Annotated in this window: 29 protein-coding genes; 15 read left to right on the forward strand and 14 right to left on the reverse strand. The window is 54.9% G+C overall.

Annotation, left to right across the window (positions count from 1 at the left end; translation table 11 throughout):
- Positions 1 to 547: 547 nt before the first annotated feature.
- From mnmL to mtgA, 4 genes are all read left to right on the forward strand, one after another.
- Positions 548 to 1,471 carry a tRNA modification radical SAM protein MnmL/YtqA gene (mnmL, locus tag AOY23_RS07670; protein WP_152958479.1) on the forward strand — a complete coding sequence of 308 codons (924 nt, stop codon included), beginning with the start codon at positions 548 to 550 and terminating at the stop codon, positions 1,469 to 1,471.
- 93 nt (positions 1,472 to 1,564) lie between these two features.
- Positions 1,565 to 3,901 carry an aerobic respiration two-component sensor histidine kinase ArcB gene (gene arcB, locus AOY23_RS07675; protein WP_054179030.1) on the forward strand — a complete coding sequence of 779 codons (2,337 nt, stop codon included), beginning with the start codon at positions 1,565 to 1,567 and terminating at the stop codon, positions 3,899 to 3,901.
- Between the two features lie 234 nt (positions 3,902 to 4,135).
- Positions 4,136 to 4,789: an isoprenoid biosynthesis glyoxalase ElbB gene (elbB, locus tag AOY23_RS07680; RefSeq protein ID WP_054179029.1), complete on the forward strand. Its 654-nt coding sequence runs from the start codon at positions 4,136 to 4,138 to the stop codon at positions 4,787 to 4,789.
- Positions 4,786 to 5,511, forward strand: a complete 726-nt coding sequence (mtgA, locus tag AOY23_RS07685) for a monofunctional biosynthetic peptidoglycan transglycosylase (RefSeq protein WP_054179028.1) — start codon at positions 4,786 to 4,788, stop codon at positions 5,509 to 5,511. The genes elbB and mtgA overlap by 4 nt, the downstream gene beginning before the upstream one ends.
- Position 5,512: 1 nt before the next feature.
- On the opposite strand, the gene npr is transcribed toward mtgA, so the two are convergent.
- From npr to AOY23_RS07740, 11 genes are read right to left on the reverse strand one after another with little or no spacing between them, the layout of a single operon-like run.
- A complete protein-coding gene (gene npr, locus AOY23_RS07690) occupies positions 5,513 to 5,785 on the reverse strand; it encodes a PTS phosphocarrier protein NPr (protein ID WP_054179027.1) in 273 nt (90 codons plus the stop codon).
- Entirely contained in the window at positions 5,782 to 6,636 is an 855-nt protein-coding gene (gene rapZ, locus AOY23_RS07695; protein WP_038160842.1) for an RNase adapter RapZ, read from the reverse strand. The genes npr and rapZ overlap by 4 nt, the downstream gene beginning before the upstream one ends.
- A gap of 45 nt (positions 6,637 to 6,681) precedes the next feature.
- Complete coding sequence (gene ptsN, locus AOY23_RS07700) at positions 6,682 to 7,170, reverse strand: PTS IIA-like nitrogen regulatory protein PtsN (RefSeq protein ID WP_054179026.1); 489 nt, start codon at positions 7,168 to 7,170, stop codon at positions 6,682 to 6,684.
- 57 nt (positions 7,171 to 7,227) lie between these two features.
- Entirely contained in the window at positions 7,228 to 7,515 is a 288-nt protein-coding gene (gene hpf / locus AOY23_RS07705; protein WP_054179025.1) for a ribosome hibernation promoting factor, read from the reverse strand.
- A 22-nt stretch (positions 7,516 to 7,537) separates the two neighbouring features.
- Positions 7,538 to 8,971, reverse strand: coding sequence for an RNA polymerase factor sigma-54 (gene rpoN, locus AOY23_RS07710; protein ID WP_054179024.1), 1,434 nt, complete (start codon positions 8,969 to 8,971; stop codon positions 7,538 to 7,540).
- A 45-nt stretch (positions 8,972 to 9,016) separates the two neighbouring features.
- Complete coding sequence (gene lptB / locus AOY23_RS07715) at positions 9,017 to 9,742, reverse strand: LPS export ABC transporter ATP-binding protein (protein WP_054179023.1); 726 nt, start codon at positions 9,740 to 9,742, stop codon at positions 9,017 to 9,019.
- 6 nt (positions 9,743 to 9,748) lie between these two features.
- Positions 9,749 to 10,306: a lipopolysaccharide ABC transporter substrate-binding protein LptA gene (gene lptA, locus AOY23_RS07720; RefSeq protein ID WP_054179022.1), complete on the reverse strand. Its 558-nt coding sequence runs from the start codon at positions 10,304 to 10,306 to the stop codon at positions 9,749 to 9,751.
- Positions 10,275 to 10,850 (reverse strand): LPS export ABC transporter periplasmic protein LptC, encoded by a 576-nt coding sequence (lptC, locus tag AOY23_RS07725; protein ID WP_054179021.1) that lies wholly within the window; start codon positions 10,848 to 10,850, stop codon positions 10,275 to 10,277. The genes lptA and lptC overlap by 32 nt, the downstream gene beginning before the upstream one ends.
- Positions 10,847 to 11,413, reverse strand: a complete 567-nt coding sequence (gene kdsC, locus AOY23_RS07730; protein WP_054179020.1) for a 3-deoxy-manno-octulosonate-8-phosphatase KdsC — start codon at positions 11,411 to 11,413, stop codon at positions 10,847 to 10,849. Before kdsC ends, lptC begins: the two co-directional genes overlap by 4 nt.
- A 14-nt stretch (positions 11,414 to 11,427) precedes the next feature.
- Complete coding sequence (kdsD, locus tag AOY23_RS07735; protein ID WP_038160949.1) at positions 11,428 to 12,414, reverse strand: arabinose-5-phosphate isomerase KdsD; 987 nt, start codon at positions 12,412 to 12,414, stop codon at positions 11,428 to 11,430.
- Positions 12,415 to 12,428: 14 nt separating this feature from the next.
- Positions 12,429 to 13,406: a calcium/sodium antiporter gene (locus AOY23_RS07740; protein WP_054179019.1), complete on the reverse strand. Its 978-nt coding sequence runs from the start codon at positions 13,404 to 13,406 to the stop codon at positions 12,429 to 12,431.
- Positions 13,407 to 13,740: 334 nt separating this feature from the next.
- On the opposite strand from AOY23_RS07740, the gene mlaF reads away from it, so the two are divergent.
- From mlaF to murA, 7 genes are all read left to right on the forward strand, one after another.
- The gene (gene mlaF / locus AOY23_RS07745; RefSeq protein WP_054179018.1) at positions 13,741 to 14,556 is read left to right on the forward strand and encodes a phospholipid ABC transporter ATP-binding protein MlaF; all 816 of its coding nucleotides are present in this window, start codon (positions 13,741 to 13,743) and stop codon (positions 14,554 to 14,556) included.
- A gap of 7 nt (positions 14,557 to 14,563) precedes the next feature.
- Positions 14,564 to 15,346, forward strand: coding sequence for a lipid asymmetry maintenance ABC transporter permease subunit MlaE (mlaE, locus tag AOY23_RS07750; protein ID WP_054179017.1), 783 nt, complete (start codon positions 14,564 to 14,566; stop codon positions 15,344 to 15,346).
- A 4-nt stretch (positions 15,347 to 15,350) separates the two neighbouring features.
- Positions 15,351 to 15,905, forward strand: a complete 555-nt coding sequence (mlaD, locus tag AOY23_RS07755; RefSeq protein ID WP_054179016.1) for an outer membrane lipid asymmetry maintenance protein MlaD — start codon at positions 15,351 to 15,353, stop codon at positions 15,903 to 15,905.
- 18 nt (positions 15,906 to 15,923) lie between these two features.
- Complete coding sequence (mlaC, locus tag AOY23_RS07760) at positions 15,924 to 16,559, forward strand: phospholipid-binding protein MlaC (RefSeq protein WP_054179015.1); 636 nt, start codon at positions 15,924 to 15,926, stop codon at positions 16,557 to 16,559.
- Positions 16,559 to 16,849 carry a lipid asymmetry maintenance protein MlaB gene (mlaB, locus tag AOY23_RS07765; protein ID WP_054179014.1) on the forward strand — a complete coding sequence of 97 codons (291 nt, stop codon included), beginning with the start codon at positions 16,559 to 16,561 and terminating at the stop codon, positions 16,847 to 16,849. Before mlaC ends, mlaB begins: the two co-directional genes overlap by 1 nt.
- A gap of 126 nt (positions 16,850 to 16,975) precedes the next feature.
- On the forward strand, positions 16,976 to 17,230 hold the full coding sequence (gene ibaG / locus AOY23_RS07770) for a BolA family iron metabolism protein IbaG (protein ID WP_038160952.1): 255 nt from the start codon (positions 16,976 to 16,978) through the stop codon (positions 17,228 to 17,230).
- 53 nt (positions 17,231 to 17,283) lie between these two features.
- Entirely contained in the window at positions 17,284 to 18,543 is a 1,260-nt protein-coding gene (gene murA / locus AOY23_RS07775) for a UDP-N-acetylglucosamine 1-carboxyvinyltransferase (RefSeq protein ID WP_054179013.1), read from the forward strand.
- A 59-nt stretch (positions 18,544 to 18,602) separates the two neighbouring features.
- Here the strand turns inward: murA and sfsB are convergent, their stop codons facing one another.
- Positions 18,603 to 18,872 (reverse strand): DNA-binding transcriptional regulator SfsB, encoded by a 270-nt coding sequence (sfsB, locus tag AOY23_RS07780; RefSeq protein ID WP_054179012.1) that lies wholly within the window; start codon positions 18,870 to 18,872, stop codon positions 18,603 to 18,605.
- A 200-nt stretch (positions 18,873 to 19,072) separates the two neighbouring features.
- Positions 19,073 to 20,044, reverse strand: coding sequence for an octaprenyl diphosphate synthase (gene ispB / locus AOY23_RS07785; RefSeq protein ID WP_054179011.1), 972 nt, complete (start codon positions 20,042 to 20,044; stop codon positions 19,073 to 19,075).
- A 257-nt stretch (positions 20,045 to 20,301) separates the two neighbouring features.
- Here ispB and rplU point away from each other — a divergent pair, with 257 nt between their 5' ends.
- The 4 genes from rplU to cgtA all read left to right on the forward strand — a co-directional run bounded on the left by rplU (position 20,302) and on the right by cgtA (position 23,140).
- Positions 20,302 to 20,613, forward strand: coding sequence for a 50S ribosomal protein L21 (gene rplU / locus AOY23_RS07790; protein ID WP_003025032.1), 312 nt, complete (start codon positions 20,302 to 20,304; stop codon positions 20,611 to 20,613).
- Between the two features lie 19 nt (positions 20,614 to 20,632).
- On the forward strand, positions 20,633 to 20,890 hold the full coding sequence (rpmA, locus tag AOY23_RS07795) for a 50S ribosomal protein L27 (RefSeq protein ID WP_003861831.1): 258 nt from the start codon (positions 20,633 to 20,635) through the stop codon (positions 20,888 to 20,890).
- Positions 20,891 to 20,986: 96 nt separating this feature from the next.
- A complete protein-coding gene (locus AOY23_RS07800) occupies positions 20,987 to 21,952 on the forward strand; it encodes a DMT family transporter (RefSeq protein WP_054179010.1) in 966 nt (321 codons plus the stop codon).
- A gap of 15 nt (positions 21,953 to 21,967) precedes the next feature.
- Complete coding sequence (gene cgtA / locus AOY23_RS07805) at positions 21,968 to 23,140, forward strand: Obg family GTPase CgtA (RefSeq protein WP_054179009.1); 1,173 nt, start codon at positions 21,968 to 21,970, stop codon at positions 23,138 to 23,140.
- 32 nt (positions 23,141 to 23,172) lie between these two features.
- Here the strand turns inward: cgtA and dacB are convergent, their stop codons facing one another.
- Entirely contained in the window at positions 23,173 to 24,606 is a 1,434-nt protein-coding gene (gene dacB / locus AOY23_RS07810) for a serine-type D-Ala-D-Ala carboxypeptidase (RefSeq protein ID WP_054179008.1), read from the reverse strand.
- Positions 24,607 to 24,611: the final 5 nt, after the last annotated feature.

Below are 24,611 nucleotides of genomic sequence, written 5' to 3' on the forward strand. Positions count from 1 at the left end.
AAACAAGTTTGAGGACTTGCTTTTTAGAGGGAATCTTATAACTGCATAAATATGATGAGCAGAGCGCTCATCCAGAAAGCTTCCAGCGGATCCCCAAGTTATCGGGAATCGGCACACAGGTCAAATGGCAATCTTATTTATACAAAAGTGTGCTACAGGTAACATAACATGTTAATAATTAAGATTATTTATCATATTTCAGGTTGTTGCAGCGCGGCAAAACCCGCAGGTCGAGTGTGATCTGACTCACTATATGATTGCCCTGTAATGACTTTAGTGTGCTGAGTACGACATTTTAGCTAGATTTTTATTCTGCAAACTGATGTAAGTCCGCTTAATGGCTCTGTTTTATACCGAAGAAAGGAAGAATGAAGAAAAACGCGGATCCATAAGCAAAAATAATCGCGGCGGGAATGAATTAATTTGCAAATAAAGTGCTTGAATATTCAATAGATAAAAGCCTCTCCGGGCGATTGATCCAGGTCATCGCCGAATGGGGCTAAAAGTGGCAGGCTTGGCCCTTTTCTCCAGGCCGGTCTATCAGATTATGCAGTTACAGAAATTAGTCAATATGTTTGGTGGGGATCTTGCGCGTCGTTATGGCGAAAAGGTTCATAAGCTGACGCTGCACGGCGGGTTTAGCTGCCCGAATCGCGACGGTACCATCGGGCGCGGCGGTTGTACTTTCTGTAATGTGGCCTCCTTTGCTGATGAAGCGCAGCAGCAGCATTCCATCGCCGAGCAGCTTGCGCATCAGGCGCAGCTCGTTAATCGCGCCAGACGCTATCTGGCGTACTTTCAGGCCTATACCAGCACCTTTGCCGAAGTGCAGGTGTTGCGTTCGATGTATCAACAGGCGGTGGCGCAGGCGAGCATCGTCGGGCTGTGCGTGGGGACTCGCCCGGACTGCGTACCCGATGCGGTACTGGATCTGCTGTCAGAATATAATGCGCAGGGTTATGAAGTGTGGCTGGAACTGGGTTTACAGTCGGCACACGATAAAACCCTGCATCGTATTAATCGCGGTCACGACTTTGCCTGCTACCAGCAGACGACGCGACTGGCGCGCGAACGTGGCCTGAAGGTATGCACCCACCTGATTGTCGGTCTGCCTGGCGAGGGGCAGGCGGAATGCCTGCAAACGCTGGAGCGGGTGGTTGAGACCGGCGTTGACGGCATCAAACTGCATCCGCTGCACATTGTAAAAGGCAGCACGATGGCGAAAGCGTGGGCTGCCGGGCGGCTTAACGGCATTGCGCTTGAGGATTACACCGTCACTGCGGGCGAGATGATTCGCCACACGCCGCCGGAGGTGGTTTATCACCGTATTTCCGCCAGCGCCCGCCGTCCGACGCTGCTGGCGCCGCTGTGGTGTGAAAACCGCTGGACGGGCATGGTGGAGCTCGATAAGTACCTGAATGCCCACGGTGTACAGGGGTCTGCTTTGGGGCGTGAGTGGGTTGCGCATTGAAGTGCAACGTCCAGGTCACATCGCTGCAACTTCCTGCAACGTCGCGCTCAGAATTGAGTATTATTGAGCGGTGATGTCGCGAAGGAATTCTTTATGAAGCAAATCCGTTTACTGGCGCAGTATTACGTCGACCTGATGATGAAACTGGGTCTGGTGCGCTTTTCGATGTTGCTGGCCCTGGCGCTGGTGGTACTGGCTATTGTGGTGCAGATGGCGGTGACCATGGTGCTGCACGGTCAGGTGGAAAGCATCGATGTGATCCGCTCTATCTTCTTTGGTCTGCTGATTACCCCCTGGGCGGTCTATTTTCTGTCGGTGGTGGTTGAGCAGCTTGAAGAGTCGCGCCAGCGCCTGTCGCGGCTGGTCGAAAAGCTGGAAGAGATGCGCGAGCGTGACTTAAAGCTCAATGTTCAGCTCAAGGACAACATTACGCAGTTGAATCAGGAAATCAGCGATCGCGAAAAGGCCGAAGCTGAGCGCCAGGCGACGCTGGAACGGTTGAAAATCGAGATGAAAGAGCGTGAAGAGACGCAGCTACAGCTCGAACAACAATCCTCATTCTTACGTTCTTTCCTCGATGCCTCTCCCGACCTGGTGTTCTATCGCAATGAAGATAAAGAATTTTCCGGCTGTAACCGGGCGATGGAACTGCTCACCGGCAAGAGCGAGAAGCAACTGATCCACCTGAAGCCGTACGATGTTTACAGCGAAGAAGCGGCAGCGAAAGTCATTGAGACGGATGAAAAAGTGTTCCGTCATAACGTGTCGCTGACCTACGAACAGTGGCTGGATTACCCGGACGGCCGTAAAGCCTGTTTTGAAATCCGCAAAGTGCCTTATTACGACCGCGTGGGGAAACGTCACGGTCTGATGGGCTTTGGCCGCGACATCACCGAACGCAAGCGCTATCAGGATGCGCTGGAACGCGCGAGCCGCGATAAAACCACCTTCATTTCGACCATCAGCCATGAACTGCGTACGCCGCTCAACGGCATTGTCGGGCTGAGCCGTATTTTGCTGGATACCGAGCTCACGACGGAGCAGGAAAAGTACCTGAAAACAATCCACGTCTCTGCCGTGACGCTGGGGAACATTTTCAACGACATCATTGACATGGATAAGATGGAGCGCCGCAAGGTCCAGCTCGACAATCAGCCGGTCGATTTCACCAGCTTCCTTGCTGATCTGGAAAACCTCTCCGGGCTGCAGGTGCAGCAGAAAGGGCTGCGCTTCGTGATGGAGCCGACGCTGCCGTTGCCGCATAAAGTAGTGACCGATGGCACCCGGCTGCGGCAGATCCTGTGGAACCTGATCAGCAACGCCGTCAAGTTTACCCAGCAGGGGCAGGTGACCGTCCGGGTGAGTTACGAACATGGCAATATGCTGCACTTTGAAGTGGAAGACTCCGGCATCGGTATTCCGCAGGATGAGCAGGATAAAATTTTCGCCATGTACTATCAGGTGAAAGACAGCCACGGCGGCAAACCAGCGACCGGTACCGGCATCGGGCTTGCCGTTTCACGTCGTCTGGCGAAAAACATGGGCGGCGACATCACCGTTTCCAGCAAGCCGGGGAGTGGTTCGGTCTTTACCCTGACGGTGCAGGCGCCCGCGCTGGCGGAAGAGGTTGATGACACGCTGGCCGATGACGACCTGCCGTTACCGGCGCTTCACGTCCTGCTGGTGGAAGACATCGAACTGAACGTGATTGTCGCGCGCTCGGTGCTGGAAAAGCTGGGCAACAGCGTCGATGTCGCGATGACCGGCAAGGCGGCGCTGGAGATGTTCACGCCTGGCGAATATGACCTTGTGCTGCTGGACATCCAGTTACCGGACATGACCGGGCTGGATATTTCCCGCGAGCTGAAACAGAAATACCACGCTGACGATCTGCCGCCGCTGGTGGCGCTGACCGCCAACGTGCTGAAGGACAAAAAAGAGTATCTGGATGCCGGAATGGATGATGTGCTGAACAAGCCGCTCTCCGTGCCGGCGCTGACCGCCATGATTAAGAAGTTCTGGGATACCCGCACCGACGAGGATGACGAGATGGCCACACCCGATCAAAGCAAGCCACAGACGTTACTGGATACCGCGATGCTTGAGCAGTATATCGAGCTGGTCGGGCCGAAGCTTATCACCGACGGTCTTGCCGTGTTCGAGAAGATGATGCCGGGGTATCTGGCGGTGCTGGAATCCAATCTGACCGCCCGCGACCAGAAAGGCATTGTCGAAGAGGGGCATAAAATCAAAGGCGCGGCGGGCTCCGTGGGATTACGCCATATACAGCAGTTAGGGCAGCAGATTCAGTCGCCAGACCTTCCGGCATGGTGGGATAACGTCGGTGAATGGGTCGAAGAGATGAAAAGCGAGTGGCGGCACGATGTCGAGGCGCTGAAGGCCTGGGTAGCAAACGCTGAAAAAAAATGACCCCGGATAAACCGGGGTGCGCGAATACTGCGCCAACACCAGGGAAAACGTGGCTGCGCCGAAATCGTTGTAAGAGGTTTTAGCACGGACGCAACCTGAGAATTCGGATTGCACGTCCATTAAGATAGCAAATCTTAAATATTTTGTTACGTGAATCAGTAAAATGTGTGAAGCATAGCGAGTAAATCAGCATTTTTACTTAGCTTCGCCTAAATGCAACCAAGGAATAGTGATATGAAAAAAATCGGTGTGGTGCTCAGCGGCTGCGGCGTTTATGACGGTTCTGAGGCCCATGAAACCGTGCTGACCCTGCTGGCTATCGCCCGCAACGGTGCGCAGGCGGTCTGTTTTGCCCCCGACAAAAGTCAGTCTGACGTGATTAATCATTTATCCGGTGAATCTTTGCCAGAGACGCGTAATGTGCTGATCGAAGCGGCACGTCTCGCACGGGGTGATGTCACGCCGCTGGCGGCAGCACGTTCTGCTGATCTGGATGCATTGATCGTCCCTGGCGGTTTTGGCGCAGCAAAAAACCTGAGCAATTTTGCCTCGCAGGGCAGTGACTGTGTGGTTGATGCTGATTTAAAAGCGCTGACGCTGGCGATGCATCGCGAAGGAAAACCGGTTGGCTTTATGTGTATCGCACCGGCAATGCTGCCGAAAATTTTCGATTTCCCGTTGCGTATCACCATTGGTACTGACATCGATACCGCGGAAGTGCTGGAAGAGATGGGCGCTGAACATGTGCCGTGCCCGGTGGAAGACATTGTGGTGGATGAAGACAACAAAGTGGTGACCACGCCCGCGTATATGCTGGCGCAGAATATTGCAGAAGCTGCCGCCGGGATCGACAAACTGGTTGAACGCGTACTGGTTCTGACAGAATGAGTCAACGCCGGTTGTCGTTGCGTGTAGTGAAGCGCCTGCTGCTGCGCGCGGTATTGTTGCTCGCGGTGCTGTGGGGCGGCGGTATTCTGCTTTTCAGCTTCATGCCGGTGCCGTTTTCAGCGGTGATGGTTGAGCGTCAAATTGGCGCCTGGTTTCGCGGTGATTTTGGCTATGTTGCCCATTCCGACTGGGTCAGCATGGATGAGATTTCGCCGCTGATGGGGCTGGCGGTGATTGCCGCAGAAGATCAGAAATTCCCTGAACACTGGGGATTTGACATGGCGGCGATCGAAAAAGCGCTGAGCCACAATGAGCGCCATGAAACGCGGATCCGTGGCGCGTCGACGCTGTCACAGCAGACGGCGAAAAACATGTTCCTGTGGGACGGTCGCAGCTGGCTGCGTAAAGGGCTGGAAGCCGGGCTCACGGTGGGCATTGAAACCCTCTGGACTAAACGGCGGATCCTGACGGTTTATCTGAACGTCGCGGAATTCGGCGAGGGGACTTTCGGTGTCGAGGCGGCAGCGCAGCGCTATTTCCATAAGCCCGCCAGCCGGTTAACGATGTCGGAAGCCGCGTTGCTGGCCGCCGTACTGCCAAACCCGCTGCGGTTTAAAGCCAGTGCGCCATCGGGGTATGTCCGCAGCCGTCAGGCGTGGATATTGCGCCAGATGCGGCAGTTAGGTGGGGAAAGCTTTATGCGGAAGAATGCACTCGACTGAGTCAGTCTTCGTCGAACCCGGCGTTAAACAGCGCGATGACCGCCGCCATCGCTTCCGCTTCCTGCGGACCGCTGACTTCAATCTCGATCTGCCGACCTTTTGCGGAATCCAGCATCAACAGCGCAATCACGCTGCTGGCTTCCGCTTCAGTGCCTTCGTCGTTTCTTAACAGAACTTCTGCGTCAAATCCCTGAACCAGTTCGAAGAGTTTCATTGCCGGGCGGGCATGCATGCCCAGCTTATTGGTGATCTCAACAATCTGTTTTACGGTCATGTTTTACGTTTTTCCAGCGTCCTGTGACGAGACTGGACGTTCTTACCGCGTGAACGGAAGTAATCGGCCAGTTGTTCAGCAATATAAACCGAACGATGTTTACCGCCGGTACAACCGATCGCCACCGTCAGGTAGCTGCGATTGTTGGTCTCCAGCATCGGTAACCATAGCTCAAGATAGCTGCGGGTCTGGTAAATAAAATTGTGAACTTCTGTGTGCCGGTCGAGGAACGCGGCAACCGGTTTGTCCAGACCTGTCATCGGGCGCAGTTTCGGATCCCAGTGCGGGTTAGGCAGGAATCGTACGTCAAACACATAGTCGGCATCGATAGGAATGCCGTGCTTGAAGCCGAAGGATTCAAAGACCATCGTCAGTTCACGTTCGCGTTTGCCCAGCAGGCGGGTACGCAGCATTTCTGCCAGCTCGTGAACAGACATTTCAGAGGTATCGACGATTAAATCCGCCCGCGAGCGCAGCGGCTCGAGCAGATCGCTCTCTTCGTCGATTGCGCTTTCCAGCGACAGGTTTTTGCTGGAGAGCGGATGCAACCGGCGGGTATCGCTGTAGCGACGGATCAGCGTATTGCGGTCAGCATCAAGGAACAGCAGTTGAGGGGAGAACGCGTCCGGCAGATTTTTCATCGCCTGTTCAAAAATCTCAGGCGATTCAGGCATGTTGCGCACGTCAATGCTAACGGCGGCGGAGATCTGCCGCTCCGCCAGCGTCTTTGCCAGTTCAGGCAGCAACACGACCGGCAGGTTATCTACACAGTAAAAACCCATATCTTCCAGCGCTCGCAGAGCCACGGACTTTCCCGAGCCTGAGCGGCCGCTGACGATCATCAGTACCATGTACCGTTTCTCCTCAGTACGACAAAGGGAATACACATCTGCCTGTTATGCATCATCACTGCCTTCAGTCTCGGTGATGATTTGATACAGTTCCTCATCGCTTTGCGCGGCACGCAGGCGACGACAGATGGTTTTGTCCGCCAGACGCTTAGCGACCAGCGAGAGCGTGTGCAGATGCGTTTTGGTCTGATCGGCAGGCACCAGCAGGGCGAACAGGAGATCCACCGGCTGGTTGTCGATCGCGTCAAACGCGATCGGGGTTTCGAGCTGCACAAAGACGCCAACAGCGCGCAGCGTATCCTCTTCCAGTTTGCCGTGCGGGATGGCGATGCCATTGCCGATCCCGGTACTGCCCATTTTTTCGCGGGTGAGAATCGCTTCAAACACCACCTGCGGAGACAGACTCAGCTGTTTAGCGGCCAGTTCGCTGATGATTTCCAGCGCCCGCTTTTTACTCTGGCAGTGGACGCCGCTACGGGTACATTCCTGGTTAAGGACATTGCTCAATTGTAGAGCCGAATCGTTGTTCATCATAAATTCACCTAAGCATCGCCTGATGCAGAACCCCACATCAGGCGAACACCCGGACAATTAGTGTTGTTTCAGTTTATCTTTATGTTTAGTCAGCTGTCGCGCCAGTTTGTCGATTAATCCGTCAATGGCAGCATACATATCCTGACCTTCCGCACTGGCATGAATCTCGCCTCCATTAACATGCAGAGTGGCATCAGAGACATGCGTCACTTTCTCCACTTTTAACACAATATAGACCTGATTGATCCTTTCGAAATATTGTTCCAGCTTGGCAAATTTCGACGTGACGAATTCGCGCAGAGCATCGGTAATTTCGACGTTGTGTCCTGTGATGTTGAGCTGCATAGTGTCTTCCTTATCAGTTATGTCACACCAGTTGTTTACGCTGGTTTGACGGCGGAATGGACAGAGACTCTCGGTACTTCGCGACAGTACGACGCGCGACCATAATGCCCTGTTCAGACAGTATGGACGTAAGCTTACTGTCGCTCAGTGGTTTCGCCGGATTTTCCGCGGCGATCAATTTCTTCACCAGTGCGCGAATCGCCGTTGAAGAGGCTTCGCCGCCTCCTTCGGTGTTCACGTGGCTGGAGAAAAAATATTTAAGCTCAAAAATACCGCGCGGACTGTGCAGGTATTTTTGCGTGGTCACGCGTGAAATGGTGGACTCGTGCATCTCGACGGCCTGAGCGATATCCGCCAGTACCATCGGTTTCATATATTCTTCGCCCTGCTCAAAAAACGCCTGTTGTTGTTCGACAATACAGCGGCTCACGCGCAGGAGCGTATCGTTACGGCTTTCCAGACTCTTGATCAGCCACTTCGCTTCCTGCAGATTGCTGCGGATGAACTGGCCGTCGGTTTCGCTGCGCACGTTATTGCACATCGCCGCATAGTGCTGGTTAATTTGCAGGCGCGGAATGCTGTCGGAGTTAAGCTCAACGACCCAGCGATTATTGATTTTGCGCACCAGCACGTCTGGGATAACGTATTCCGGCTCGCCGGTCTGGATCGACTGCCCGGGGCGCGGATCCAGCGACTGGATCAGATTGACCGCTTCTTTCAGCACTTCCTCTTTCAGACGCGTGACGCGCATCAGGGTGCGGAAATCATGGTTCGCGAGGAGATCGAGATGATCGCTGATGATAAGACGCGCCTCTTCCAGCCTCGGCGTCTCTTTGGCGAATTGCGACAGCTGGATCAGCAGGCAATCGCGAAGATCTTTGGCCGCAACGCCCACCGGATCAAAACGCTGAATGCGCTTGAGCACCGCTTCGACTTCATCAAGACCAATCTCGTCGTTACCCATGCTGTCGAGGATATCGTCAACGGAAACTGTCAGATAACCGGTATCGTCCACCGCATCGACAATCGAGGTGGCAATCGCCCGATCGGTATCGGAAAACGGGGTCAGTTCGACCTGCCACATCAGGTAATCCTGCAGAGTCTGCGTGGTTTCACCCTGATAAATGGGCAATTCGTCGTCAATGTAGTCGGCGCTGGTGCCGGACGGCGTTCCGGCGGTGTAGATTTCGTCCCAACTGGCGTCAAGCGGCAGTTCGTCCGGCATCTCTTTTTGTTCGAGCGCGTCAACGGAATCCAGCGATTCGTTGTCCTGCTCGTCGGCGGCATCCACTTCCTCATGAAGGTCGGTTTGCTCAAGCAGCGGATTACTCTCCAGCGCCTGCTGAAGTTCCTGCTGAAGCTCAAGCGTCGACAGCTGCAACAAGCGGATGGCCTGTTGCAGCTGCGGCGTCATGGCAAGCTGTTGGCTGAGTCTTAACTGCAAACCTTGCTTCATATTCAGGTCATTGCTCTCCGAATGCTGTCAGTTACCCTTACCCTATCAGAGTCTGAAGTCTTCCCCAAGATAGACGCGCTTAACATGCTCATCTTCGAGGATCTGCTGCGGCGTGCCGTGGGCGATCAAATGGCCCTGGCTCACGATGTAGGCGCGTTCACAAACGGCCAGCGTTTCGCGAACGTTATGGTCGGTAATGAGGACGCCGAGGCCGCTGTCACGCAGATGTTCAATAATGCGTTTGATGTCGATAACAGAAATGGGATCGACGCCCGCAAACGGCTCATCGAGGAGAATAAATTTCGGATTGGCGGCCAGCGCGCGGGCAATCTCAACGCGGCGGCGTTCACCACCGGAAAGCGACTGGCCGAGGTTATCGCGCAGATGCTCGATGTGAAACTCTTCCATCAGCTCGTTCGCGCGATCCACGCGTTGCTCGTTGCTCAGATCATCACGAATTTGCAGCACCGCCATCAGGTTATCAAACACGCTCAGACGGCGGAAAATGGACGCTTCCTGCGGCAAATAGCCGATACCGCGGCGCGCACGCGCATGCAACGGCAGCAAACTGATGTCTTCGTCATCAATGATAATGTTGCCCGCGTCGCGAGACACAATGCCCACTACCATGTAGAAGGTGGTGGTTTTACCGGCGCCGTTCGGGCCAAGCAGACCGACAATCTCGCCGGAGTTGACGGTCAGACTGACATCTTCCACCACGCGGCGGCCCTTATAGGCTTTGGCGAGGTTTTTTGCAGTTAATGTTGCCATAACGAATTAGTTACTCTTTTTTTGCGCCGGAGCCTGGTTGTTGTTGCTCTTATCCTGCAACTGAGACGGAACCAGCACGGTCGTTACGCGCTTCCCTTTCTCACTGAAGGCCTGCATTTTTTGCTCTTTGACCAGATAGGTGATCTTGTCGCCGGTGATGTTGCTGTCGAGCTGCTCAAGGTAGGCGTTACCGGTCAGCACCACAAAATCGTTCTGCAGTTCATAATGCATTTTAGACGCGTGGCCTTTGACCGGCTTGCCGCTATCCTGCATCTGGTAGAAGGTGGCCGGGTTACCAAAACCGTCGATCACCTCTTTGCCTTTCTCACCGCCGGGGCGCGTCACGACCACTTTGTCGGCATTGATTTTGATACTGCCCTGCGTCACCACGACGCTGCCGGTAAAGGTCACAACGTTGCCTTGCATATCCAGCGACTGTTGATCGGACTCAATATGAATCGGTTGATCGGTATCACCCGTTAAGGCCAGCGCGGGCACGCTGGCAGCCAGCAACGCACTGGCAATGGCAAGCTTAAGGCTGAGTTTGTTTGTTCTGAATTTCATATGAGGTTCTAACCTTTTCAATCAGCTCGGCGTTTTTGCTGCGTAGATTTCCGCGCATTTTCAGGCCGCTGGAATTAAATGTCGTCCCGTACAGCGTCACCAGGTCATCAGAGGTTACGTCCTGAGTCACCAGGTTAACCTGGGCGTTATCCGTTGTAATTTTCCGCAATTGCGAATCTGCCGTCAGCGCATTAACTTCAACGTGGCCGTACAGATACAGCATACGATCGTTAGTGAGTTTGGCTTTATCTGCCTTAATTGACCAGGTGGGCACTTTATCGGTATCAAACGTCGTCAGCACCGGGTTGGTAAACCACGATATCGCCTGGTCAGAAAAATACTCGACGTGCTCGGCGATCAGCCGGTAATTGAGCGCGCCTTCCGGGCTGTAAACCACCGTATCGGTGTGCTCGCTCTTGTACGTTGGATCGCTGGTGTTGGTCACGGCCTGCTCAGAGTCATCATTGCTCGCCAGATTCACGCCGATCAATATCAGCACGACAAGCGACAGCAGAATGATAACCCAACGTCTGGTTTTACTCATATCGATTGACCTTTGGCTTCCTCAAGCTTGCCCTGCGCCAATAGTATCAAATCGCAAACTTCCCGTACCGCTCCGCGTCCACCATTGATTCGCGTGACGTAATCGGCGCGCGGGAGAAGCAGGGGGTGAGCGTCTGCCACCGCGACGCTCAGGCCGATTTCAGCCATCACCGGCCAGTCGATCAGATCATCGCCGACGTAAGCCACCTGGTCCGGGGAAAGCGCGAGGGTTGCCAGCAGTTCACGGTAAGCGACGCGCTTGTCGGACTGCCCCTGGTAAAGATGGGTAATGCCGAGTGTCGCGCAGCGATCTTCCAGTAATTTAGCTTTTCGACCGGTAATAATCGCCACCTCAACGTCAGAGGTCAGCACACAACGGATCCCATAGCCGTCGCGCACATTAAACGCTTTCAGCTCTTCGCCGTTGTTGCCCATATAAATGAGGCCATCAGAAAGGACGCCGTCTACATCCAGAATCAGCAGGCGGATTTTTTCCGCTCGTGCGATGACCTCTGCGCTCACGGGGCCGTAGCAGGTCGACACCATTGCACCAGCATTACTCATTCTACTTTCCTTAATTACACTACGCCTGCGCGCAGGAGATCATGCATATGTACCACACCCAGCAGATGGTCGCCATCAGCAACCAGTACGCAGGTCACGTGGCGGGACTGCATCAGGTTGAGCGCGTCCACCGCCAGCGTGCCAGGGCGAATACGGATACCGCCCGGCGTCATCACGTCGGCAATGCTGAGCTGACGCATGTCCGCACCGGTATCGAACACCCGGCGCAAGTCACCATCGGTAAAGATACCAAGGATTTGCATTTGGTCATCGCAAATTGCCGTCATCCCGAGATTTTTACGGGTAATTTCCAGCAGCGCATCACGCAGGGACGCCTCTTTCGTAACGTGCGGGATTTCATCGCCGGTGTGCATGATGTCATTTACGCGTAACAGCAGTTTACGGCCCAGCGCGCCGCCAGGGTGAGATAACGCGAAGTCTTCTGCGGTAAACCCGCGCGCTTCCAGCAGCGCCACGGCCAGTGCATCGCCCATCACCAGCGCCGCTGTGGTGCTGGAGGTCGGCGCGAGTCCTAACGGACAGGCCTCTTTCGGCACTTTTACGCACAGATGAATATCCGCCGCGCGCGCCATGCTGCTTTCCGGGCGACTGGTGATGCAAATCAGCGGCACCTGCAGGCGCTTCAGCACCGGGATCAGCGCCAGGATCTCATTCGATTCACCGGAGTTCGACAGGGCGATGACGATATCCTGCGGCGTCACCATGCCTAAATCGCCGTGCGCCGCTTCGCCCGGATGCACGAAAAACGACGAGGTGCCGGTGCTGGCAAACGTCGCCGCCATCTTGCGGCCGATATGCCCGGACTTGCCCATGCCCATCACCACGACTTTGCCGCTGCAGTAAAAGATTTTCTCGCAGGCGAGGGCGAAATCCTGATTGATGTACTGATCGAGCTGTGCCAGACCTTCACGTTCAATCGCCAGGACTTCACGCCCTGCTTGCTGAAAGTCAAAACCCGGCTGCAAATCTATTTGCGACATGTTGATTTCCCGATTCATTCCACTAAAAGCGGTGCTACCCAATAGAGCATCGCCAGCCATACGATAAAACCGCCCGTCAGCAACAGGCCTGCACCCTTGCCGATTTGCCGTTGGCGGCGCCAGCACAACAGTGCGAATACGATGCTTACCAGCACCATGACGCCATAATCCCGGGTGAACGCCTGTGGGTTAAATGCGCCCGGCGCAATCAGCGCAGGCAGCCCCAGGACAATGGCGATATTGAAAATATTGGCGCCAATGATATTACCGATGGCGATATCATCCTCACCTTTCCGTGCGCCCGCGATGGTGGTGGCCAGTTCCGGCAGGCTGGTGCCGATCGCAATGACCGTCAGCCCGATGGTGAGTTCGCTCATGGCAAAATAGTTTGCCAGTACCGTGGCGTTGTCGATAACCATTCGGGTTGCCATCGGCATGATGATCAGCGCCAGGCCCAGCCACAGAAACGCCACCGGCAGCGAGCCGTCTCGCGGCAATTCTTCTAACTGTTCCCGGGTCAGGCTGTCGTTGCCCTGACGTTCCGCCAGGCGCGCGATCTTAACAATGTACAGCAGCCAGAGCGCGGCCAGCGCGAGCAAAAACAGGCCGTCAATGCGGGAAAGCTCGCCATTATACAGTACGCAGCCCGCCAGCAGGCTCACGATTAACATTAGCGGCATTTCACGGCGCAGGATATCAGAATGCACGGTAAAAGGATGGAGCAGCGCAGCGAGGCCGAGGATCAATAAGATGTTGACGATGTTGGAGCCGATCGCGGTGCCGATCGCCAGATCGATCTGGCCATGCATGGAAGCGGCGACGGAAACAATAATCTCAGGCAGAGATGTCCCTATCCCGACGACGGTCATGCCGATGATAATCGGCGGGATCCCCAGCGTCCGGCATAATATCGACGCGGCATAAACCAGACGATCAGCGCTGTAGACCACAAGTAAAAGACCAATAATTAACAGAGCCGTCGCTAATAGCATCTAAAATCCTTTCTTCAGGTATATACACTTCATCCTTCACGTGTCTCTTCGTTGGCTGCGCCTGCTCACCTCAGTCACTTACTTAGGTAAGCTCCTGAGGTTCCCAGGCTTGCCGCCTCGATGCAGCATGAATGATTGTGTGTATAATCGGGGTCCGCGGCGCAGGGCAGTTCCTGAGAACGTTACGAACTCTTAATTTTGACTTTAAGCGCTGTAAAAGTAAAACAAATGCCAGCTTTAGCTAACTCCTGCAGGTAAGATTCTGTAAAAATGTTGGGTTTCGGGTGAGATAACGCGTCATGCTTGTCTCATGAAGTCTATAAAGGATGATCCTATGAGCCAGACTGAGGCGAATTTAGTCGACATACGAGGCGTCAGCTTTTCCCGCGGCAACCGCGTGATTTTCGATGATATTTCGCTGTCGGTGCCGCGCGGCAAGATCACCGCGATCATGGGGCCGTCAGGGATCGGTAAGACCACGCTGCTGCGTTTGATCGGCGGGCAAATTCCGCCAGATTCGGGTGAGATCCTCTTCGATGGCGAGAATGTGCCGCAAATGTCGCGTTCCCGCCTTTATACCGTGCGTAAGCGCATGAGTATGCTGTTTCAGTCCGGCGCGCTGTTTACCGATATGAACGTTTTCGACAACGTGGCGTACCCGTTGCGTGAGCATACGCAACTGCCGGACGCGTTGCTGCACAGCACGGTGATGATGAAACTCGAAGCCGTTGGTCTGCGCGGTGCGGCGAATCTCATGCCGTCTGAACTTTCCGGCGGGATGTCGCGCCGGGCGGCGCTGGCGCGGGCAATCGCGCTGGAGCCGGACCTCATCATGTTCGACGAGCCGTTTGTCGGTCAGGATCCCATTACCATGGGCGTGCTGGTGAAGCTGATTTCTGAGCTCAACAGCATCCTGGGTGTGACCTGCGTCGTGGTGTCTCACGATGTCCCTGAAGTGCTCAGCATCGCCGATTTCGCCTATATCGTGGCGGACAAAAAAATCGTCGCTCAGGGGAGTGCGCAGTCGTTGCGGGAAAATAGCGATCCCCAGGTACGTCAGTTCCTGGATGGCATCGCCGACGGCCCGGTGCCGTTCCGCTATCCCGCTGGCGACTATCATCAAGATCTCTTACCAGGCACAGGGAGTTAACTGACTCATGCTGTTAAATGCACTGGCTGCGCTCGGGCGTCGGGGGATTAAAACCACCGCCACGTTTGGTCGCGCCGGGTTAATGTTATTCAATGCCGTCGTCGGCAAGCCTGAGTTTCGCAAACACGCGCCACTGCTGGTTCGCCAGCTGTATAACGTGGGTGTGTTGTCGATGCTTATCATCATCGTCTCGGGCGTGTTTATCGGGATGGTGCTTGGGCTACAGGGCTATCTGGTGCTGACCACGTACAGCGCGGAAACCAGCCTCGGTATGCTGGTGGCGCTGTCACTGCTGCGTGAGTTGGGGCCGGTGGTCGCCGCGCTGCTCTTTGCCGGTCGTGCCGGGTCGGCACTGACTGCGGAAATCGGCCTGATGCGCGCGACAGAACAACTCTCCAGCATGGAAATGATGGCGGTTGATCCGCTGCGCCGGGTGATTTCACCGCGCCTGTGGGCCGGGATCATCTCCCTGCCGCTGCTGACGATCATTTTCGTGGCGGTAGGCGTCTGGGGTGGTTCGCTGGTCGGTGTGAGCTGGAAGGGCATTGACGCAGGATTTTTCTGGACGGCGATGCAAAACGCCGTCGACTGGCGCCTTGATCTGGTGAACTGCCTGATCAAGAGCGTGGTATTCGCCATTACGGTGACATGGATTGCGTTATTCAACGGTTACGATGCGATCCCCACGTCGGCCGGGATCAGCCGGGCAACGACGCGCACGGTGGTGCATTCGTCGCTGGCGGTCCTCGGACTGGATTTTGTGCTGACAGCATTGATGTTTGGGAATTGAGTTCATGCAAACGAAAAAAAGTGAAATCTGGGTGGGTGTGTTTCTGCTGGTCGCGTTGTTAGCGGCGCTGTTCATCTGCCTGAAAGCGGCAAACGTCACGTCGATGCGCACCGAGCCGACTTATCGTCTCTATGCGACGTTCGACAATATCGGCGGGCTGAAGGCGCGCTCCCCGGTGCGTATTGGCGGCGTGGTGATTGGCCGTGTGGCGGACATTTCCCTCGATCCCAAAACCTATCTGCCGCGCGTGGCGATGGATATCGAAGAGCGTTACAACAAAATCCCGGATACCAGTTCTCTGGCGATTCGCACTTCCGGTCTGCTCGGCGAGCAATTTCTGGCGCTCAACGTCGGGTTTGAAGACCCGGAACTGGGAACGTCTATCCTTAAAGAAGGTGACACCATCCAGGACACGAAGTCCGCTATGGTGCTTGAAGACTTAATCGGTCAGTTCCTTTACAACAGTAAAGGCGATGACAATAAGAATTCTGGCGATGCGCAAGGGGCCGGTGAGGGACATACTGACGCAGCACCGTCCGCAGCAGGTACGACGAAATAATTTCAGGAGAATGAAGACATGTTTAAACGTTTACTGATGGTTGGCATGTTGGTGCTTGCGCCATTGACGGCAGCAAATGCAGCCGACCAGTCTAACCCCTACAAATTGATGAATGAGGCGGCGCAGAAGACCTTCGACCGCCTCAAAAATGAACAGCCGCAAATTCGCTCTAACCCGGACTACCTGCGTCAGGTCGTCGACCAGGAGCTGTTGCCGTATGTCCAGGTCAAATATGCCGGGGCGCTGGTGCTGGGGCGTTACTATAAAGAAGCAACACCTGCGCAGCGTGACGCGTACTTCGCGGCGTTCCGTGAATATCTGAAACAGGCTTACGGCCAGGCGCTGGCGATGTATCACGGCCAGACTTACCAGATTGCGCCTGAGCAGCCGCTGGGCGATGCGACTATCGTGCCGATCCGCGTGACCATTATCGATCCGAACGGCCGTCCGCCAGTGCGTCTGGATTTCCAGTGGCGTAAAAACAGCCAGAGCGGTAACTGGCAGGCGTATGACATGATCGCGGAAGGCGTCAGCATGATCACCACCAAGCAAAATGAGTGGAGTGACCTGCTGCGTACCAAAGGCGTTGATGGTCTTACGGCGCAACTGCAGTCCATCGCGAAACAGCCGATCACCCTGGAACAGAAGAAATAATGGCAAACGAACTGAGCTGGAATCGCGAAAACGGCCGTCTGTCGTTGTATGGCGAGCTGGATCAGGACTGGCTGGTTCCACTGTGGAATGCCCGCGCTGACGCGACCAAAGAGGTGGACGTGATCGACCTGGCCGGTGTGACCCGCGTGGATACCGCCGGGCTGGCGTTGCTGATCCACCTGATTGCGGATATCCGCGCGCAGGGCAGAACGGTCAGCCTCAGCGGAAAAAGCGAAAATATGCAGACGCTGGCTCAGTTATATAACCTGCCTGCGGATATGATCCCGTAATTCTTTCAGTACGTTATTATTCAAAGCCCCATTGTTTTTCAGAATGGGGCTTTTTGCTTGTTTAAGACAGCGCCACTTTCCACTAAGATGATGAGCTGTTTACCTAACCAGATGAAATTTGAACCCATGGAAAATCATGAAATTCAGACAGTGCTGATGAACGCACTCTCGCTAAAGGAAGTCCACGTCTCTGGCGATGGCAGTCACTTTCAGGTTATTGCTGTGGGTGAGTTGTTTGACGGAATGAACCGGGTCAAGAAACAGCAAACCATCTATGGCCCGCTGATGGAATACATTGCGGATAACCGCATCCATGCGCTGTCGATCAAAGCGTATACGCCGCAAGAGTGGGAACGCGATCGCAAACTGAACGGCTTTTGAGCCGGAGCGACTGCGCTCCGGCAAATGTGAATTCTTAACAGAGACCAGAATTAATGGATAAATTTCGTGTGCAGGGGCCCACGCGGCTCCAGGGCGAAGTCACCATCTCAGGTGCAAAAAACGCCGCGCTTCCTATCCTCTTCGCTACGCTGCTGGCGGAAGAGCCGGTAGAGATCCAGAACGTACCGAAGCTGAAAGACATCGACACCACGATGAAACTGCTGAGCCAGCTCGGCACCAAAGTTGAGCGTAACGGCTCCGTCTGGATCGACGCCGGTCCGGTCGACGTTTACTGCGCCCCTTACGAGCTGGTCAAAACCATGCGCGCGTCCATCTGGGCGCTGGGTCCGCTGGTGGCGCGTTTCGGGCAGGGGCAGGTTTCTCTGCCAGGCGGCTGTGCGATCGGCGCACGTCCGGTGGATCTGCATATCAGCGGCCTTGAGCAACTGGGCGCTGAAATTAAGCTGGAAGAAGGTTACGTCAAAGCGTCTGTGAATGGCCGCCTGAAAGGCGCGCATATCGTCATGGACAAAGTCAGCGTGGGTGCGACCGTCACCATCATGAGTGCGGCGACGCTGGCGGAAGGGACGACCATTATCGAAAACGCGGCCCGTGAGCCGGAGATTGTCGATACCGCAAACTTCCTCAATACGCTGGGCGCGAAAATCAGCGGGCAGGGTACCGATCGCATCACCATTGACGGTGTTACCCGTCTTGGCGGCGGTGTTTACCGCGTCCTGCCGGATCGTATCGAAACCGGCACGTTCCTCGTCGCGGCAGCCATTTCTGGCGGTAAAATCATGTGCCGCAACGCCCAACCGGATACGCTGGATGCGGTGCTGGCAAAACTGCGTGAAGCCGGTGCGGAAATCGAAACCGGTGAAGACTGGATCAGCCTCGACATGCACGGCAAACGCCCGAAAGCGGTGAACGTGCGTACTGCGCCGCATCCGGGCTTCCCGACGGATATGCAGGCCCAGTTCACATTGCTGAACCTGGTTGCTGAAGGCACCGGTGTGATCACCGAAACCATCTTTGAAAACCGCTTTATGCACATTCCTGAGCTGATTCGTATGGGTGCGCATGCGGAGATCGAAAGCAACACGGCTATCTGCCACGGTGTTGAAACGTTGTCCGGGGCGCAGGTGATGGCGACGGATCTGCGCGCATCGGCCAGTCTGGTGCTGGCAGGGTGTATCGCGGAAGGCACCACGGTGGTTGATCGTATCTATCATATCGATCGCGGTTACGAGCGCATTGAAGACAAACTGCGTGCGCTGGGCGCGAATATTGAGCGCGTGAAAGGCGAGTAACGCGAATCTCTCTGAAAACGCAGCCCCCTGCCGTGCTGGCAAGGGGGTTGCTGCCACAGTTACTTCTTGTTGCGTTGCCGCATCAGGCGCGTTCTGTCGATAAACTCATGCGTGATGGGATCATGATACCGGGAAGGCCAGATAATCCAGGGATCGGTCTCAAGCGCTGTCGCGATAATCACTTCACCTTTTGGCCAGGGTCGGGTCAGGGCATTGGCGAGCGTCGACGAGCTAAGTCCGTTTTTTCGGGACTCCGCCGCCAGTGACGTACCTTTTTTGCGTAATCCTGAAATGATATCGGCCGGATGCCAGTCAATAAACTTATCCATTTTTTCTCCCTGTAATTGACGTTATCAGAGTGTCGCCGCGTACTGCGACCCGGTTACTATAACGCCGGAAGAAGATTTGTTCTAAAAAGTTCAAGTAAAGTGATGTAAGATTCGGAAAATATCAAGGTATCAGGGAACTACGAGAAAATAATGATTGTTTTATTGGAATGTTCTCGCACTTTTGTACGAGAACATGTCAATTAACGATCGCGCTGAACAGCGATGTGGGCAAGGGCGATAAGCGCGTCGCGCCAGGGAGTATCGGGCAGAACCTGAAGTGCGGTAATGGCTTTATCCGCTTCCTCTTCCGCGCGGGTACGCGTCCATTCAAGGGAACCGCAGGAAGCCATGGTTTCCAGCACGGGTTCCAGTAAATGCCGTCCGTTACCCTGCTCAATGGCGCTGCGGATCATCGCCGCCTGTTCAGCGGTACCGTGACGCATCGCATGCAGCAGCGGCAGCGTCGGTTTGCCTTCATTCAGGTCATCACCGACGTTTTTACCCAGCGTCTGGCCGTCAGCGCTGTAATCCAGCAGATCGTCGATCAACTGGAACGCGGTGCCCAGGTAGCGACCATAATCCTGCAACCCTTTCTCCTGTTCTGGCGTACAGTTCGCCAGCAGACCGGAGCACTGGGCCGCCGCTTCGAACAACCGCGCGGTCTTGCTATAGATGACGCGCATGTAGTTCGCTTCGGTGATGTCAGGGTCGTTGACGTTCATCAACTGCAGCACTTCCCCTTCGGCGATCACGTTGACCGCCTCGGACATGATTTCCAGAACTTTCAGCGAACCGAGGCTGGTCATCATCTGAAACGCGCGGGTATAGATGAAGTCACCTACCAGCACGCTGGCGGCGTTACCAAATGCGGCATTGGCGGTGGCTTTACCGCGTCGCATGTCGGACTCATCCACAACATCGTCATGAAGTAGGGTAGCCGTGTGGATAAACTCGATCAGCGCAGCGATAGTGACGTGAGCGTTACCCTCATAGCCCACCGCGCGCGCAGCCAGTACCGCAATCATCGGTCGGATGCGTTTACCGCCGCCGCTGATGATGTAGTACCCCAGTTGACTGATCAACTGCACGTCGGAATTGAGCTGTTTGAGAATTGTCGCATTGACTCCCGCCATGTCTTGCGCGGTTAACTCATTGATTTTTTCTAAATTCATCGCAAAAGCCGGGCTAAATGTCCTGTTTACCGCTGACTCTCAGGAGAAAGCGTAGGGTTTACCTTAGAATTGTAGACATGATTGTACTGAAAAAACGCGCCAGATAAACGTTGCCGTGCCAGTTGTGTTTTTTTTCTGCATGGATTGACGATCACACTTGTCAAAGCCGCGCGTTTTGCGTAATATTCGCGCCCTATTGTGAATATTTATAGCGCACTCTGAATCACACGATTACGTGCGCGGAAGCGGAGTTTTATATGTACGCGGTTTTCCAAAGTGGTGGTAAACAACACCGAGTAAGCGAAGGTCAGACCGTTCGCCTGGAAAAGCTGGACATCGCAACTGGCGAATCTGTTGAATTCGCTGAAGTTCTGATGATCGCAAACGGTGAAGAAGTCAAAATCGGCGTTCCTTTCGTTGATGGCGGCGTAATCAAAGCTGAAGTTGTTGCTCACGGTCGTGGCGAGAAAGTTAAAATCGTTAAGTTTCGTCGCCGTAAACACTACCGTAAGCAGCAGGGCCACCGTCAGTGGTTCACTGACGTGAAAATTACTGGCATCAGCGCCTAAGACCTGAGGAGAGATTTAAATGGCACATAAAAAGGCTGGCGGCTCCACTCGTAACGGTCGCGATTCAGAAGCTAAACGCCTGGGCGTTAAGCGTTTCGGCGGCGAATCCGTTCTGGCGGGTAGCATCATCGTTCGTCAACGTGGCACCAAATTCCACGCTGGCACTAACGTAGGTTGCGGTCGTGACCACACTCTGTTTGCTAAAGCAGACGGTAAAGTGAAATTCGAAGTTAAAGGCCCGAACAACCGTAAATACATCAGCATCGTTGCTGAGTAAGGTTTTCTCGGTCCGGTAACGGATTAAAGCCCCGCAACGTGTTGCGGGGCTTTTTACATTGGAAGTCCGGTAAAATTTCTGCAGGAAACAACGGGCATGAAGCAGCAGGCAGGCATTGGTATTCTTTTGGCGCTCACCACAGCGATTTGCTGGGGCGCGTTGCCAATCGCCATGAAACAGGTGCTTGAAGTGATGGAGCCGCCGACAGTGGTGTTCTATCGCTTTCTGATGGCAAGCATTGGCCTGGGGGCGATCCTGGCGGTTAAAGGAAAACTCCCGCCGCTGCGTATTTTTCGAAAACCGCGCTGGCTGGTGCTGTTAGCCATTGCCACGGGCGGTCTGTTCGGAAACTTCATTTTGTTCAGCTCTTCCCTGCAATACCTTAGCCCGACGGCGTCGCAGGTGATTGGTCAGTTGTCGCCGGTCGGCATGATGGTGGCGAGCGTTTTCATCCTCAAAGAGAAAATGCGCGGCACCCAGGTGATTGGCGCGCTGATGCTGCTCAGTGGCCTGGTGATGTTCTTCAACACCAGCCTGATTGAAATTTTTACCCGTCTGACGGACTACACCTGGGGCGTGATTTTCGGCGTTGCCGCAGCCACCGTGTGGGTGAGCTATGGCGTCGCGCAAAAGGTGTTATTGCGCCGTCTGGCGTCACAGCAGATCCTCTTTTTGCTGTACACTTTATGTACAATAGCGTTGTTGCCGCTGGCTGAACCCGGGCAAGTGTTTGCGCTGAACAACTGGCAACTGGCCTGCCTGATTTTCTGCGGGTTGAACACCCTGGTGGGTTACGGTGCGCTGGCTGAGGCCATGGCGCGCTGGCAGGCGGCACAGGTGAGCGCGTTAATCACGCTTACCCCCTTATTTACGCTGTTATTTTCAGATTTATTGTCACTGGCCTGGCCCGATTTCTTCGCCAGACCGATGTTAAACCTTTTAGGTTATCTCGGTGCGTTTGTCGTGGTTGCGGGCGCGATGTATTCCGCCATTGGTCATCGTCTTTGGGGACGCTGGCGCAAGCGTGAAGCGGTGATACCCTTGCCGCGCTCAGGCGAATGATTTACGGAGAGTAAAATGAAGTTTGTTGATGAAGCAACGATCCTTGTGGTCGCAGGTGATGGCGGTAATGGTTGCGTCAGCTTCCGCCGCGAAAAATACATTCCGAAAGGTGGCCCGGATGGCGGCGATGGCGGCGACGGCGGCGATGTCTGGCTTGAGGCGGATGAAAACCTCAACACGCTGATCGACTATCGTTTCGAAAAAGCCTTCCGCGCTGAGCGCGGGCAGAACGGCCAGAGCCGCGACTGTACCGGTAAACGTGGTCAGGACGTCACCGTGAAGGTGCCGGTCGGAACGCGCGTTATCGACCAGGGCACTGGTGAAGTCATGGGCGACATGACCAAACACGGTCAGCGCCTGATGGTCGCGAAGGGCGGCTGGCACGGCCTGGGCAACACCCGTTTTAAATCCTCCGTCAACCGTACCCCGCGTCAGAAAACAATGGGTACGCCGGGCGACAAGCGCGACCTGCAACTGGAGCTGATGCTGCTGGCGGACGTCGGTATGCTGGGCATGCCGAATGCCGGTAAATCCACGTTTATCCGCGCAGTATCTGCAGCGAAGCCGAAAGTGGCGGACTATCCGTTTACCACGCTGGTGCCGAGTCTGGGCGTTGTCCGTATGGATAACGAGAAGAGCTTCGTGGTCGCTGACATCCCCGGGCTGATTGAAGGCGCTGCTGAAGGCGCAGGTCTGGGAATTCGCTTCCTGAAGCACCTTGAACGCTGCCGCGTACTGCTGCATCTCATCGATATCGAGCCGATCGACGGTTCCGATCCGGTGGAAAATGCCCGTATCATCACTGGCGAGCTGGAGAAATACAGTGAAAAACTGGCCTCCAAGCCGCGCTGGCTGGTCTTCAATAAGATCGACCTGATGGATAAAGCGACTGCGGAAGCGAAGGCGAAAGCTATCGCGGAAGCCCTGGGCTGGGAAGATAAGTATTATCTTATCTCTGCGGCGAGCCAGGTCGGCGTGAAAGATCTGTGCTGGGACGTGATGACCTTTATCATCGAAAATCCGATTGTTCAGACCGAAGAAGAGAAAGTCGCAGAGAAAGTCGAGTTTATGTGGGATGACTATCACCGTGAACAGCTCGAAGAGACAGACGTCGAGGACGATGAAGACTGGGACGACGACTGGGATGAAGACGACGAAGAAGGTGTCGAATTTATCTACAAGCGTTAAGTCAGAAAGGCTCCCGACGGGAGCCTTTTACATTAGTTATTCTGATAAATATCTTTGTACAACCGGCTTTCAAAGCGAACCAACGGAATTCGGCGGTTGCGCTGATCGGCAGGCTCTACCGCATAGCCGGAAAGGTACTGCACAAAGGCCATGCGCTGACCGCTGGCGGTGGTGATGAAACCGGCAAGGTTATAAACGCCCTGTAGCGATCCCGTTTTCGCCGAGACTTTTCCATCCACCCCTGCCGCGTGCAGACCCGCACGGTATTGCAGCGAACCGTCGTGACCGGCGAGCGGCAACATAGTGATGAAATTCAGTTCGTTGTCATGCTGGGCGATGTACTGCAACACCTGCATCATCGTCGCCGGGGCGAGCAGGTTATGGCGTGATAACCCGGAACCGTCGGCAATAATCGTATTACCTAAGTCTACCCCTGCCTGCTGACGAAGGATCTGCCGCACGGCATCGGAGCCCGCCCGCCAGGTGCCCGGCACGCCGAAACGTGCATGACCAATCATACGAAATACGGTATCGGCAATCATGTTATCTGATTTTTTCAGCATGATTTTCAGCAGGTCATGCAGCGGCGCTGACTGCTTGCTGGCGATCACCGTGCCCGGTTCACCGGGGAGCGTCTGGCGCAGCAGGGTGCCGGTGTAGCTGATGCCTGCCTGTTTGAGCTCGTCTTTCAGAATGGCCCCGGCGTAAGCCGCGCCATCCTGAATGGCAAATGCCAGCGGCAAAGGTTCGCTGCGCTGCGGCAGGCAACCTGTCAGCGTGAAACGGTTGAGATCACCTGGCACGACGTCAAGTTCGCAGTACTGAGCATCGCCAGAGCCACGCGCCAGTGTACGCACCTGGCTGAACATGGTGACCGGGTAGTAAGACGCGACGCGAATGAACGCCAGATCGCCGGGTTTTTGCGCGCTATAAAGTGACACCGAGAAACAGTTACGATCGACAATCGCGGCGGCGGGCGGCGCGCTAAAACACTGCGTCATGTCGTTCCACGGCCAGCCAGGCGCTTTGTCATGACTGGCAAAAATGGAGGTGTCGATGAGGAGATTTCCCTCGATTTTTTCGACGCCAGATCGCTTCAGAACGGCCACCATATTGCGGATATCCTGACGTTTTAGCGTCGGATCGCCACCGAAACGGGCGATAAGGTCGCCTTTCAGAACGCCACTTTGTACGCTACCCTTACTTTCCAGTGTGGTCGTAAAACGAAAGTCCGGGCCGAGCTGGAGCAGCGCTGCCAGTGCCGTAATCACTTTCTGTGTACTGGCCGGTAACGCCATCTGCTGAGCGTGATAGTCAATCTCTGGCGACGGTGCGCCGACTTTTTGAACCATAAGCGCAAGATTGGCACCTGCGGGAAGCTGGTTAACGTATTCGTCAACATTCGCCGCCTGCACACCGAACGCTATACTGGTGGTCAATCCGATGATAAATCTGGAAAATCGCATAATCC

Origin of the sequence: Trabulsiella odontotermitis (assembly GCF_001297775.1) — a bacterium.
GTDB classification, from domain to species: Bacteria; Pseudomonadota; Gammaproteobacteria; order Enterobacterales; family Enterobacteriaceae; genus Trabulsiella; species Trabulsiella odontotermitis.

Coding starts and splice junctions, on each gene's coding strand:
- lptB (WP_054179023.1), bottom strand. CDS start 9,742: ATGGCAACATTAACTGCAAAAAACCTCGCCAAAGCCTATAAGGGCCGC.
- murA (WP_054179013.1), top strand. CDS start 17,284: ATGGATAAATTTCGTGTGCAGGGGCCCACGCGGCTCCAGGGCGAAGTC.
- mlaC (WP_054179015.1), top strand. CDS start 15,924: ATGTTTAAACGTTTACTGATGGTTGGCATGTTGGTGCTTGCGCCATTG.
- kdsD (WP_038160949.1), bottom strand. CDS start 12,414: ATGTCGCAAATAGATTTGCAGCCGGGTTTTGACTTTCAGCAAGCAGGG.
- mlaB (WP_054179014.1), top strand. CDS start 16,559: ATGGCAAACGAACTGAGCTGGAATCGCGAAAACGGCCGTCTGTCGTTG.
- hpf (WP_054179025.1), bottom strand. CDS start 7,515: ATGCAGCTCAACATCACAGGACACAACGTCGAAATTACCGATGCTCTG.
- ispB (WP_054179011.1), bottom strand. CDS start 20,044: ATGAATTTAGAAAAAATCAATGAGTTAACCGCGCAAGACATGGCGGGA.
- ibaG (WP_038160952.1), top strand. CDS start 16,976: ATGGAAAATCATGAAATTCAGACAGTGCTGATGAACGCACTCTCGCTA.
- lptA (WP_054179022.1), bottom strand. CDS start 10,306: ATGAAATTCAGAACAAACAAACTCAGCCTTAAGCTTGCCATTGCCAGT.
- AOY23_RS07800 (WP_054179010.1), top strand. CDS start 20,987: ATGAAGCAGCAGGCAGGCATTGGTATTCTTTTGGCGCTCACCACAGCG.
- mlaE (WP_054179017.1), top strand. CDS start 14,564: ATGCTGTTAAATGCACTGGCTGCGCTCGGGCGTCGGGGGATTAAAACC.
- kdsC (WP_054179020.1), bottom strand. CDS start 11,413: ATGAGTAATGCTGGTGCAATGGTGTCGACCTGCTACGGCCCCGTGAGC.
- sfsB (WP_054179012.1), bottom strand. CDS start 18,872: ATGGATAAGTTTATTGACTGGCATCCGGCCGATATCATTTCAGGATTA.
- elbB (WP_054179029.1), top strand. CDS start 4,136: ATGAAAAAAATCGGTGTGGTGCTCAGCGGCTGCGGCGTTTATGACGGT.
- rpoN (WP_054179024.1), bottom strand. CDS start 8,971: ATGAAGCAAGGTTTGCAGTTAAGACTCAGCCAACAGCTTGCCATGACG.
- mlaF (WP_054179018.1), top strand. CDS start 13,741: ATGAGCCAGACTGAGGCGAATTTAGTCGACATACGAGGCGTCAGCTTT.
- dacB (WP_054179008.1), bottom strand. CDS start 24,606: ATGCGATTTTCCAGATTTATCATCGGATTGACCACCAGTATAGCGTTC.
- npr (WP_054179027.1), bottom strand. CDS start 5,785: ATGACCGTAAAACAGATTGTTGAGATCACCAATAAGCTGGGCATGCAT.
- ptsN (WP_054179026.1), bottom strand. CDS start 7,170: ATGATGAACAACGATTCGGCTCTACAATTGAGCAATGTCCTTAACCAG.
- rplU (WP_003025032.1), top strand. CDS start 20,302: ATGTACGCGGTTTTCCAAAGTGGTGGTAAACAACACCGAGTAAGCGAA.
- arcB (WP_054179030.1), top strand. CDS start 1,565: ATGAAGCAAATCCGTTTACTGGCGCAGTATTACGTCGACCTGATGATG.
- mnmL (WP_152958479.1), top strand. CDS start 548: ATGCAGTTACAGAAATTAGTCAATATGTTTGGTGGGGATCTTGCGCGT.
- mtgA (WP_054179028.1), top strand. CDS start 4,786: ATGAGTCAACGCCGGTTGTCGTTGCGTGTAGTGAAGCGCCTGCTGCTG.
- rapZ (WP_038160842.1), bottom strand. CDS start 6,636: ATGGTACTGATGATCGTCAGCGGCCGCTCAGGCTCGGGAAAGTCCGTG.
- cgtA (WP_054179009.1), top strand. CDS start 21,968: ATGAAGTTTGTTGATGAAGCAACGATCCTTGTGGTCGCAGGTGATGGC.
- rpmA (WP_003861831.1), top strand. CDS start 20,633: ATGGCACATAAAAAGGCTGGCGGCTCCACTCGTAACGGTCGCGATTCA.
- lptC (WP_054179021.1), bottom strand. CDS start 10,850: ATGAGTAAAACCAGACGTTGGGTTATCATTCTGCTGTCGCTTGTCGTG.
- AOY23_RS07740 (WP_054179019.1), bottom strand. CDS start 13,406: ATGCTATTAGCGACGGCTCTGTTAATTATTGGTCTTTTACTTGTGGTC.
- mlaD (WP_054179016.1), top strand. CDS start 15,351: ATGCAAACGAAAAAAAGTGAAATCTGGGTGGGTGTGTTTCTGCTGGTC.